Here is a 10147-nt window from a genome sequence, read left to right on the forward strand (position 1 = left end):
CGTGGTGGTCGGCATCCGGCGTGGACACGGGTACCGCCACGACACGGCGGGTCAGACCACCGGACGCCTCACCGGCTGCGGCAACGGATCCACCGCCTGGTGAGCTCCCGAACGACACGTTGGCGGGCAGCCGGGAGCCGGGCCGAAAGTACTCCGGGGTGCGCGGCTCCGGGGTGCGCGGTGCGGTCGCCGTGTTCGGGAAGCGGCGTAACCGGATCGGGGCCGGTGTCCTTGTGATCACACTGGTTGCCGTCGCCGTCGGGTTCACGCGTGCACGCACCGGTTCCGACCCGCAACCCGGCCGGGCCGCATACAGCGGCCCCGCCCTCAAACTCGATCTTGCACAGGTGAACGGCCTCGCCATCGGCCCCGACGGGACCATCGTCGTGTCGGACGGCAGTGCCGGTCGCGTACTGGCCCTCAGCCAGGCCGGAGCCGTCCAGTGGCTGGCCGGCGCACGCAAGCCGTCGTCAACGGTGACGCCGGGGGCGTCCCCGCAGCCCACGGCCGACACCGATGCCCGCAGGAAGGTACTGGACTCGCCGGTCGCCGTGGCGGTCGACAAGGCCGGTGGGATCTACGTCGCCACCGGCACCTCCGACGGCCAGATCTTCAAGATCGCAAAAGACGGCGCGATCGCCCTGGTGGCCGGCAGCGGCCCGGACGTGGATGGATTCACGGGAAACAACGGGACCGCGACCGCCGCGGAACTGTCGTATCCACGCGGAGTCGCAGTCGACAGGAACGGCGACGTCCTCGTTTCCGACGGCGCCCGAGTGCGGCGGGTCACGATCGCAACCGGCAGGATCGCTGCGGTCGCGGGCTCTGCGGCCGCGGGCTCGGTCACAGACTCGGGCACCGCTGCCAAGGGAACCTCGGGTGACAACGGTCCGGCCGTCAACGCCCTGCTGACCAACCCGACGGACATCGTCATCGCCGGGGACGGCACCGTCTACGTCCTCGAGCGGGAGGCGAAAACGGTCCGGAAGATCAGTCCGAAGGGTGTCATCTCCCGCTTCGCGGGCACACCACCACCAGTGGCAAGCGCACCGTCGTCCGCGTCGACAGCCGCTGCCTCGCCACCACCGGTCGGCAGCGTCGGGGACGGCTCCCCGGCGACCGAGGTGACACTCGGCGATCCCGCCGGGATCGCGCTGGCTCCCGACGGTGATCTCTACATCGCCGACTACACGGGCAACGTGGTCCGTCTGGTGAACACGACCACCGGGCGGATCAGCACCTTCGCCGGATCGCATACCGCCACCGAGGCCGGTGACGGAGGTGACGCGCGCGAGGCGCGGGTCTACGCGCCGACCGGGATTGCCGTCGACGGTACCGGAGCGGTTTACATCGCCCAGTACGGCGGCGTCGTCCGCAGGGTCGGGCGGGACGGCATCATATCCACCATCCTCAAGCACTCCTGACACCGTCAGGCACTCCCGACGCACGCCTTACCGTCCTCATTCCAACCTCATCTCGCACCGTCCCAGACACACCTGGTCGCTTGCGGACGTCATGATCCTTAAGGACATCGAACGATGACGGCGACGTTCAGCACCGTGCCTGCCAACGCAGCCACGTGCCCAGGTTCCCGGACAGAAGGTGCCCAGAGTAGCCATCCGATTACGCAAACGAGTCATCAACGTGTCGGAGCACCGTGGACGGCGGGAGGCTCCGGTGAGCGTGGACGGCGCCTGTCCACCCCGTCTCCCGCGAGGTCCGGCATGACCGTGAAGAAACTGACGCACCTGTCCCTGCTCGCCCTTCTGATCTTTTATCTGGCGAACACGCCAAGTGATGCCGCTTACGTGCTCCGCTCGGCGGTCAACGTGCTCGGGGACGCCGCGGAGGGCCTGTCCCGCTTCGTCACCGACGTCGCATGAGTCGCGACACGCAGATCACCGTCCGCCGCTCCCGCCGCGAAGCCGGCGGATTCCTCCGATCATGCCCGGAGGGGCGGCCGGGGTTATGCGGGATACCCGGACGGCGGCGCCCACGCGGACACGCCCGGACGGAACGGGCCCACCTCTCACGTAACGGCCAGTCACGTGGCGGCCAGCGGGCGGGTGACCGCCACGATCGACGTCCAGTCCGACAGGTCGGACTCGACCACACCCCAGCGGGCGCCCTTCGCGGCGATCACCCGGCCGTCCCCGACATACATCCCGACGTGGCCCGGCGCCGCGGGCGTGCCGTCGGCCCCGGGAATGAACAGCAGGTCACCGGGCTGCGGATCCACCGCGGACACCTGCGGACCCGCCCGCATCTGGTCGACGGTGACCCGCGGAAGCGACACCCCGATCTGCCGGTACGCGGCCTGCACCAGCGAGGAGCAGTCCCAGGCGTCCGGCCCGGTCGCGCCCCACACGTAGGGCTTGCCGATCTGACTCTCCATGAACTCCAGCACCGGGGCCACGGCGGACGCGGACACCGTGCCGCCGTTGATGGCGTCGATGGCGTCGCCGTAGACCTGTACCTGGGCGAGGATGGTCCGGACGTAGTTGCGGGTCTCCGTGTACGGCGGAACCCCGGCGTAGGCAAGCACCGCACCCGGCCCGGCGTTGTAGGCCGCGAGCATCTTCTCCCGCGGGTCCGCCGAAACGGACGCGGTCGCCGCGGCCACGGCGCAGTCGTAGCGGGCCGCGGCGGGGATGGCGTCGGCCGGGTTCCACACGTCGCCGTGGCCGTGGATGGCCCAGGTCTCGGGCATGAACTGGGCAATGCCCATCGCGCCGACACCGGACCGGGCGTTCGGGTTGAAACCGGACTCCTGGTGAAGCTGGGCGGCCAGCACCGCCGGGGACACTTCGGCGCAACCGGCGTTGTTCGCCGCCTCGACGATCAGCGGCAGGTACTCCGGCGGGATGCCGTCGGAGTTCCTGATCGTCCGGTGCTCGTCGGAGCCGTTGTTCTCGATGAACGGACCAGCGATGATCACGACGATGGCCGTGACGCCGAAGACGAACGCGGCGGCGGTACCGACCAGACCCAGGCCACCCCAGAGCATCCACCGTTGCCGGCGCCGGCGCGCGCGATCCATGTCCGGGGCCACGGCTTAGCGGCCCGGCGCGTCGCCGTAGGAGTTCGCCAGATCCGCGCCGGCCACCAGCCAGGTGCCGTCGGTCTGGCGGAGCAGGGTGAGCGTGGGGTTCGACACCGTCTCGGCCCGGTCGCCGACGCGGTCGCTCACGGTCGTGCGCCGGACGTTCAGCAGCAGCACGGCCCGACCGGTGGCAGTGGTGTCGGTACCGCCCAGCGGGGAGGTCGCGAGCACCTCGACGGTGGACCGGCTCCCCAGCGCCCGCAGCTCCAGCCACGCCCGAGCCGGCCCCTCGGTGGCGGCGGCCAGGCGGTCCCCGCCGAGCTGGGCGAAGAAATCCGGGGTCATGCAGGCGCGGGCGCGCAGCAGACCGGCGTCCGGCCCGCTGTCGGTCCGTGTGTCGTAGGACTGCCAGCGAGCGAAGCAGTCCCCCGCGACACTTCCGGGATCATGGGTGTCGAGCGGAGCGGAGGCCGGCGGTGATGCGGTGGCAAGCGGAGGGCCCGGCGGTTGGCTCGCGGCCGGCGGCGGTCCGGTCGCGGACGGGGCGGTGCTCGCCCGCGCCACGACGTCGCGCACGGCCGAGCAGGCCGACACGCCACATATCAGCAACGGTGCCGCTGCCAGCAGCACGGACAGTCTGGACGCACCCCGTGTGGGCATCCGCCCGACAGACATGCCGGAAAGGATCACTCCCTGCCATCCAGCCAGTCCCTGACCCGACCGCGGCGGATCCGCCACTGATGACCGACCTTGCGGGCCGGGATCTCCCGTTCGGACAGCAGTCTGAGCACCGTGCTCTGCGACAGCCGCAACCACACGACCAGCTCGTCGACCGTCAGCACGTCATCGTCTGCGGGATCCCTGCCTGCCGCGAACGCCGTCACCGAGACGCCCTCCTGTGCCACGCGACGGCCTCCCTCTCCGAGCACATACCGCCGGCGCAGGAAGTTACACCCACCCAAGCCACCCTGACGACCCCCAAAGGAGCCTTGTCATACTCGAACTGCTCGTGTTACATCGATCCGTCCGAAGTTCGAGCCAAGCAACCGCAAGCAGCAGTAATGGGCACCAATCAGTCGGAGAATATCACGGAGGTCGACAGCGCGTGACCGATGTGTCGCAGGAGCCTTACGGCGATGACGGTGACGCACGTCCCGTCTCACTGATCGGTACACGCATCCCCGCACCGAGCCCACGGCCGGATTCGACGACCCGTGACCCGGCCTCCCCCAGCACCGCAACCAGCGGCAGTCCGTCAATACCAAGATCTACTTCTATGGCCGGCACGGGCGAGGACACACAGACCGGACGCGTCACCAGGCGCCTGCGCCGCCGGTTGCGCGGCGCTCCGAGCGAGAGCGTTCCCGCCGGTGGTGACGACCCGCGCCAGGACGAAGCGTTCATGCTGCAGGACGCCGGAAGCCCCGCCACACCCCCAGCGGTCACCCTCAGCGACCCCGAAGAGCCTGCCGTCCCGGCTCCGGTCACGGTCAACGCGTCGGCCACCCTCGACACTCTTGATCCACCACCCACGACGCCGGAAGCCGACGGTGCCGCCGGGAACCTCCCAGCCCAGCCAGCGGGTGACCCCGCGGTGACCACGGGCGATACTGCGAACGCCGGTCCTGGAGTCGACGAGCAGCAGACCGACGCCGGCCGACCGGGCGCCGCACAGGCCGCGGATGCCCGAACCCCGGTAGTCCCCCCCACCACGGAACCGACCGGCGCGCCCACCACGGGATCGGCCGGCACACGCGCCGGCGACGGCCGGCCGAAAGCCGTCCACCACTCCGGCGTCCCTGGAGGGCGCACCGCACCGGCCACGGACGGTGCCGAGGCATCGGGTCCGACTACCCGGGAGGCGGGTCCGGGGGAATCCGCACCGGGCAGCGACCACGCACCGGCCGTACGGCCGTTCGTCACCGGGTCAGGCAGCCGTCCCACAGCCGCGGCACGACCCTCGGGTCGGCCGTCCGTGCACGCTCCCCGCATGGCGGTCGTACCGCCACTGACGGCAAAACCCTCGGCGCCCGCCCAGCCGGCAGCCCAACCATCGGCACAGCCGGCAGCTACCTCGACCGCCCCGCAGGCCGAAGCGCCGGCCGCACCGCTTGAGTCGCCCTCTGCTGGGCCTTCGAGTTCGGCGCTCCCGTCGGCACCGGGTGAACCCGAGCCGGCGGCGACCAACCGGCGGTCGGCACCGCTTCCGGCGGTACGTGAGCCCCACAGCAGCCGCGAACTGTGGCCCTGGCAGGAGCCCTGGCGCGACGTCAACGACCTGGAGCCCTGGGAGGAAATCCCCATCCGGGAGTCCCTCGCCGACCGGGTCGCCGCGCCGCTGGAAGGCTCATGGCGGATCGCGGTCACCTCTCTGATCCGCGGCTCGGGACGCACCACCGTCACGGCGATGCTCGGGATGACCCTCGCCAACATCCGCGCCGAACCCGTGGTCGCCCTCGACATCTCCGGTGACCTGGAACGCACGGAGACCATCGGTGACCTTGACACGGACGCCGGGTTCAGCGCATCGCTCGCGGAACGTGTCGGCGTCCGTCCGTCAGCAACGCTCAGTGACCTGGTCACGGACTCGATCTCCTACCGTGCCCGCCGCGGCGGAACACCACGACCGGCCAGGGAGATTCGCTGGCTGATCAGTGGTGATGCCGGCGGGACATCCACGCCCGTCGCGGCCGCCGGGGGCCTCGACGTCCTGCCTGCCTACCGCCCCACCGGCGTCCACCATCCCACCGGCCCCTACCACCCCACTGGGCAGGCCGCGTCAGGCGGACCGGGAGCGACCGGTCCCAGCGGTGCCGTTGCGGTTCCCTTCAGCGACACCAGGACGCAACCGGCTCCTCTGGTAGCAGCCGGTATGCCAGGCCCACCTACCCCCCAGGTACTCGCCGCCGGCCTGCGCACTCTGGAACAGGCATACCCGCTGGTGCTCGTCGACACCCCGTTGGACTGGGACACACAGTTCGCTTCGATCACACTCCGCGACGCAGATGTGATCCTGCTGGTCGTACCGGCTCTCCCCGGTGATCTGGCAGAAGCGTCGGCCGCCCTGCGTGACACAACCAGCCTGCGTGCCCGCCGCGCGGGCCCGCCACCGGTGGTGATCGTAGTCGCGATGTCGGTCCGACGCGGACGGTGGTCGCCGCAGACCCGCTCGGCCGCGGCCAAGCTGGCCCGGCGAGTCGACGCGATGGTGCGCATCCCCTACGACGTGCGGCTCGACGACGAAGTACCCGAGCACACCCGCACAGGTCGCCGGCACAGCGCAGGCGCAGCGCCCGACAGCCGCACGCCGATCGCCTTCTCCCGGCTGCGGTGGCGCAGCCGGCGGGCATTTCTCCGGCTGGCCGCAACCATCGTCGACGCGTGTGGTGATCGCGACAACGCAGATCTCGAGGGCGGTGAGAGTGACGACACAACCGTCGCTGCCATCGTCACCTCCGAAGATCGCGGTTTGATTCCGGGCGTATGATCCGACGACCTACGCGCCGGCCTGAGCACAGAAGGGAACAGCGATGATCGTCCATACTGTAACCGCGCAGGCGACGGTCGTCCTGGCACAGGTACAGGTCAAGCCCGACGACTCCAAGGCCCCTGGGATCAACGCCCTCAAGGATCTCGTCAACGGCCTCGCCGCATACGCCGTGATCGCTGCCGTGGCGTCCGTGCTGCTCGGCGGAATCGCCTGGGCACTCGGCGAGCGGATGGGTCTCGACCGCACCTCGGCAATCGGTAAGAGCGGTGTACTCGCAGGCTTCGGGCTGGCCTTCCTCGTCGGCGCCACGGCCGCCGTCGTCAACTTCTTCCTCGCCACCGGAGCGACCGCATCGTCCGGCCCTGTCGAGCAGCCGCAGGGGTTGGACAAGCCGGCCATCGTCCAGACGATCGATCCCGCGGACCACGTCCAGGCACTTCGCCATAGGTCTTCTGACCGGTTCTCGTGATGCCGACCGGCTGATATTGGGATGATGGGTCCGCTGTCGTCTCACGAGTAGCCGCGTCCGAGGTCGTCACCAAGGGAGGGGATGTTGGTCAACCAGGCTGACTGGCCCGTGCGCCGTCTCGTCGGCCTCCTGGTGGCAACCGGAGCGGTGACTGTGACGGCCGGCATCCTCATTGGACGCTACATGATCCCCTCCTCTTACTCGGCAGGCATCCAAGGGCAGCCTGCGCCACGTATAGACATCCGTCCGACATCGGCGGCGCCGAAAGCCGTGCCTCCCACCGCGGTACCCAGGGCCAGTCCGACCGGGAGCGAGGCCACCGCGCCTCCCACGCAAGCGGCCCGACAGATACCAGGCATGCCGACCCACGTCAACGAGTTCGGGATCCCCGTCGGCTACCCCCACACCGAAGCCGGCGCCATAAGCGCCTGCGGCAATTACGTCGCCGCTTACTCTGCCGCATACAATCGCGAACCATCGCACATCTATGCAATATTTAATTCAATATCTGAGATATCAGTAGCAAATAAACTCGCAAACCGCATCATCGAAGTTGATAAAAACAACTCTATCAGCTACGGTGTAAGTTCTATCAGTGATCCAAAAATCAGCTTTAACTCTCGCGTCCTCGGGTTCGAGGTTCAACAAAAAACACCCGATTCAGCCACCGTTTCTATCTGGTCTTCAGCCAGCTTCGGGGCTTACGATAATACTGATGCGAAACTACTCCCCCAAGTACGCTGGGGAACCGATATATGTACAGTGCGCTGGCTTGAGGATGACTGGAAAATCATAGATGCTAGTGATGGTCCAGGCGGTCCTTCCATAACAGAAAGAGCTGCCGAGGGGTACCAGCGGTTCACTTATGTGGGAGGCCCGCAATCATGAGTGTCCGAGTTGATAGCGGTAATATACTCGCAATCAGCTTTAACCCATTCACTCCACTTACAGGCGCTGCTTCTGATGGGACTGGAAAATTCCTGAAATCGGTGGGTGCCGCGTTCGCGAACATGGCGGCGGATCTGTCGGCGTCCGTGTTCAACTTCGCCGCGAAGAAGACCGCGATCGACCTGAACCAGGACTATGTCGTCAGGAACTACAACCTTGTCTTCGGTGTGGCGATCCTGGCCGTCACGGGTCTGTTCATGTGCGCCTGCATCGTCGGGGCAATCCGGGGGGACGCGCATCTGCTGGGCCGTGCGCTCGCGTCCACCGGTACCGCAATCTTCGGCTCCTTCGTCGTGCTGGCCCTGCTGCAGATGGTGCTTTCCGCAGCCGACGGTATATCCGAAGCGTTCGGCGACGGTGCGCCCCTGGGCGCAAGCCTGGTCACCCAACTGCGGGCTCTCCCCCAACAGGACAACTTCGCGCTTGACATGGTCCTGTCGCTGCTCGTGGCGTTGTTCTCGTTCACACTCTTCCTCGTCCTCTACATCCGCAAAGTAGCGATCATCGTAGTTGCGGTGTTCATCCCGCTGTACCTGGCCGGGCAGCCGGCGATGTCGACCCGCAACTGGATGAAACGGGCTGTGGAGATCCTCGCCGCGCTCGTCTTCGCCAAGCCCGTCATTTACGCGATCTTCACCCTTGGTGCAAGCGTTGCCAGCGACTCGACCGGGTCGGCCATGGACCAGACGCTGACCATTCTCAGCGGCATTGTAATCATGGCCGCTGCAGTGTTCTCGCCGCTCGCTCTTCTCCACGTGATCGGGATGGCCGACGTTCAACTGATGCAGGCGATCAGCTCGGCGGGAAAGCGCGGCGCGGCGAGTTTCGGCCATGGCGCCGGCGCGCTGCTCGGCTCGTCGTCGCGAGAGACCTTCCGGGGTATCGGTGGACGGCTGCAGAACCGGCAGCGCAGCGGATCGGGTGTGGACGCGGGCCGGCCCTTCACCGGCGACCTCGCTCCGGTCGGCGCCGGCGCCATGGCCAGAGCGGGCGGCCGCCGTGGGTCCGCTGTCAGCCCGGCAACGCGGGTCGGTACCCCCCTCGCCCGGGCAGGCCGGGCCGGCGGCGGTCAGCTGGCGCAGGCCGCGGCCCGCTCCGCGGGTGGATCTGCGGGACGCGTCGGCGTCGGCTCGCCCGCGCCACGGACTCGCTCGGCAACCGGCGCGGGCAACCGGGTCACGGCGCCGAGCGCTACCGGCACCTCCGCGCGTATCTCCCACGCGGCTCCCCGAGCCGTGCCGTCCACCGCGGCGTCACCATCAATGTCACCTAAGGTAACCTCACTGACGCCACCCGTCCACCCCACACGTACCGGGGGAGGCTGAGCAGAGCGTGGTTGCCGAACGCACCTACCGGTTCGGACCGCTGGAACGCGGCGGCATCCTGCTCGGCATGCGCTGGCCCCAGTTGGGTCTGATGGTCGGCGTGATGCTGTGCGTCCTCGGGGCGCTGCGATCCCCGGTCATACTTGCCCCGGGGTGGATCGCACTGGCCGGTGCGCTGGGGTTCATCGCGTTCGTCCGCGTCGACGACCGTAACCTCGATCAGTGGGTGCCGATCCTTTTCGGTTTCACGATGCAGAAGGTGATGGGCGAGACGGTGTTCCGTGGGGCGTTGTTCAGAACCGGCAACAGCTCCGACCATCTGTCTAAGACCGCGCTTCCCGGACCTCTGTCATCCCTGGTGATGCTGTCGGTACCGGTTGGCAACGGCCGTTACGTGGCGGTGGTCAAGGACGCCAGACGAGGGACGTTCACGGCGGTCCTGCAGGTGCAGGGTAGCCAGTTCGCGCTGCTGGAGTCCGGTGACCAGCAGGCCAGGGTGGACGCCTGGGGTGAGCTGCTCGCCGGGCTGACCATCGGCGGCGGGCGGCTGTCCCGCATCCAGTGGCTGGAACGCACGCTGCCGGACTCCGGTGACCAGCTACAACGGCACTGGCGGGTCCGGGGGCACCATGACGGCTCGTGGGCGGCCGAGGCATACCAGGAGGTCATCGACGCCGCCGGCCCGGTCGCTCAGCGGCATGAGACCTTTCTGTCGTTCCAGCTCCGCGCGCGCGACGTACGGCGTGCGGTTCAACGCGCCGGTGGTGGTGACCACGCGGCCTGCACGGTCCTGCTCGGCGAGCTGCGCACCATGGAGGCGGCGCTGGCCAGGGCGTCCATCAACACGGTCGGTTGGCTGCCACCACGCGCCC

The 10147-nt window shown here is 68.4% G+C and carries 9 protein-coding genes and 1 pseudogene; 7 read left to right on the forward strand and 3 right to left on the reverse strand.

The genetic code is table 11. The features are described from left to right. Positions 1–1424 (forward strand): annotated as a pseudogene (locus CV1CTNOD_RS23830) (hypothetical protein); the annotation flags it as partial. A gap of 300 nt (positions 1425–1724) precedes the next feature. Next, positions 1725–1883 (forward strand): hypothetical protein, encoded by a 159-nt coding sequence (locus CV1CTNOD_RS25160; RefSeq protein WP_165485699.1) that lies wholly within the window; start codon positions 1725–1727, stop codon positions 1881–1883. A 161-nt stretch (positions 1884–2044) separates the two neighbouring features. Here the strand turns inward: CV1CTNOD_RS25160 and CV1CTNOD_RS23835 are convergent, their stop codons facing one another. From CV1CTNOD_RS23835 to CV1CTNOD_RS23845, 3 genes are read right to left on the reverse strand one after another with little or no spacing between them, the layout of a single operon-like run. Next, the gene (locus CV1CTNOD_RS23835; protein WP_131788178.1) at positions 2045–3040 is read right to left on the reverse strand and encodes a bifunctional lytic transglycosylase/C40 family peptidase; all 996 of its coding nucleotides are present in this window, start codon (positions 3038–3040) and stop codon (positions 2045–2047) included. Between the two features lie 15 nt (positions 3041–3055). After that, complete coding sequence (locus tag CV1CTNOD_RS23840; RefSeq protein ID WP_242606980.1) at positions 3056–3703, reverse strand: hypothetical protein; 648 nt, start codon at positions 3701–3703, stop codon at positions 3056–3058. A gap of 26 nt (positions 3704–3729) precedes the next feature. Continuing rightward, on the reverse strand, positions 3730–3948 hold the full coding sequence (locus CV1CTNOD_RS23845; protein WP_131788180.1) for a helix-turn-helix domain-containing protein: 219 nt from the start codon (positions 3946–3948) through the stop codon (positions 3730–3732). Positions 3949–4319: 371 nt separating this feature from the next. On the opposite strand from CV1CTNOD_RS23845, the gene CV1CTNOD_RS23850 reads away from it, so the two are divergent. The 5 genes from CV1CTNOD_RS23850 to CV1CTNOD_RS23870 form a co-directional block, all read left to right on the forward strand. Further along, a complete protein-coding gene (locus tag CV1CTNOD_RS23850; RefSeq protein WP_131788181.1) occupies positions 4320–6530 on the forward strand; it encodes a MinD/ParA family ATP-binding protein in 2211 nt (736 codons plus the stop codon). A 43-nt stretch (positions 6531–6573) separates the two neighbouring features. Then, entirely contained in the window at positions 6574–7002 is a 429-nt protein-coding gene (locus CV1CTNOD_RS23855) for a DUF6112 family protein (protein ID WP_131788182.1), read from the forward strand. A gap of 357 nt (positions 7003–7359) precedes the next feature. Next, positions 7360–7890: a hypothetical protein gene (locus CV1CTNOD_RS23860; RefSeq protein ID WP_131788183.1), complete on the forward strand. Its 531-nt coding sequence runs from the start codon at positions 7360–7362 to the stop codon at positions 7888–7890. Between the two features lie 122 nt (positions 7891–8012). Continuing rightward, entirely contained in the window at positions 8013–9275 is a 1263-nt protein-coding gene (locus CV1CTNOD_RS23865; RefSeq protein WP_242606981.1) for a hypothetical protein, read from the forward strand. Positions 9276–9282: 7 nt separating this feature from the next. Continuing rightward, on the forward strand, positions 9283–10147 hold an 865-nt coding region (locus CV1CTNOD_RS23870), incomplete at its 3' end, for an SCO6880 family protein (RefSeq protein WP_347402984.1).

Origin of the sequence: Protofrankia symbiont of Coriaria ruscifolia, from assembly GCF_900634745.1 — a bacterium.
Lineage (GTDB): Bacteria > Actinomycetota > Actinomycetes > Frankiales > Frankiaceae > Protofrankia > Protofrankia californiensis.

What these genes read in the sequence shown, in the direction of transcription:
- CV1CTNOD_RS23835 (WP_131788178.1), bottom strand. Translation starts at nt 3,040, where the DNA reads ATGGATCGCGCGCGCCGGCGCCGGCAACGGTGGATGCTCTGGGGTGGC.
- CV1CTNOD_RS23850 (WP_131788181.1), top strand. Translation starts at nt 4,320, where the DNA reads ATGGCCGGCACGGGCGAGGACACACAGACCGGACGCGTCACCAGGCGC.
- CV1CTNOD_RS23855 (WP_131788182.1), top strand. Translation starts at nt 6,574, where the DNA reads ATGATCGTCCATACTGTAACCGCGCAGGCGACGGTCGTCCTGGCACAG.
- CV1CTNOD_RS23840 (WP_242606980.1), bottom strand. Translation starts at nt 3,703, where the DNA reads ATGCCCACACGGGGTGCGTCCAGACTGTCCGTGCTGCTGGCAGCGGCA.
- CV1CTNOD_RS25160 (WP_165485699.1), top strand. Translation starts at nt 1,725, where the DNA reads ATGACCGTGAAGAAACTGACGCACCTGTCCCTGCTCGCCCTTCTGATC.
- CV1CTNOD_RS23860 (WP_131788183.1), top strand. Translation starts at nt 7,360, where the DNA reads ATGCCGACCCACGTCAACGAGTTCGGGATCCCCGTCGGCTACCCCCAC.
- CV1CTNOD_RS23865 (WP_242606981.1), top strand. Translation starts at nt 8,013, where the DNA reads ATGGCGGCGGATCTGTCGGCGTCCGTGTTCAACTTCGCCGCGAAGAAG.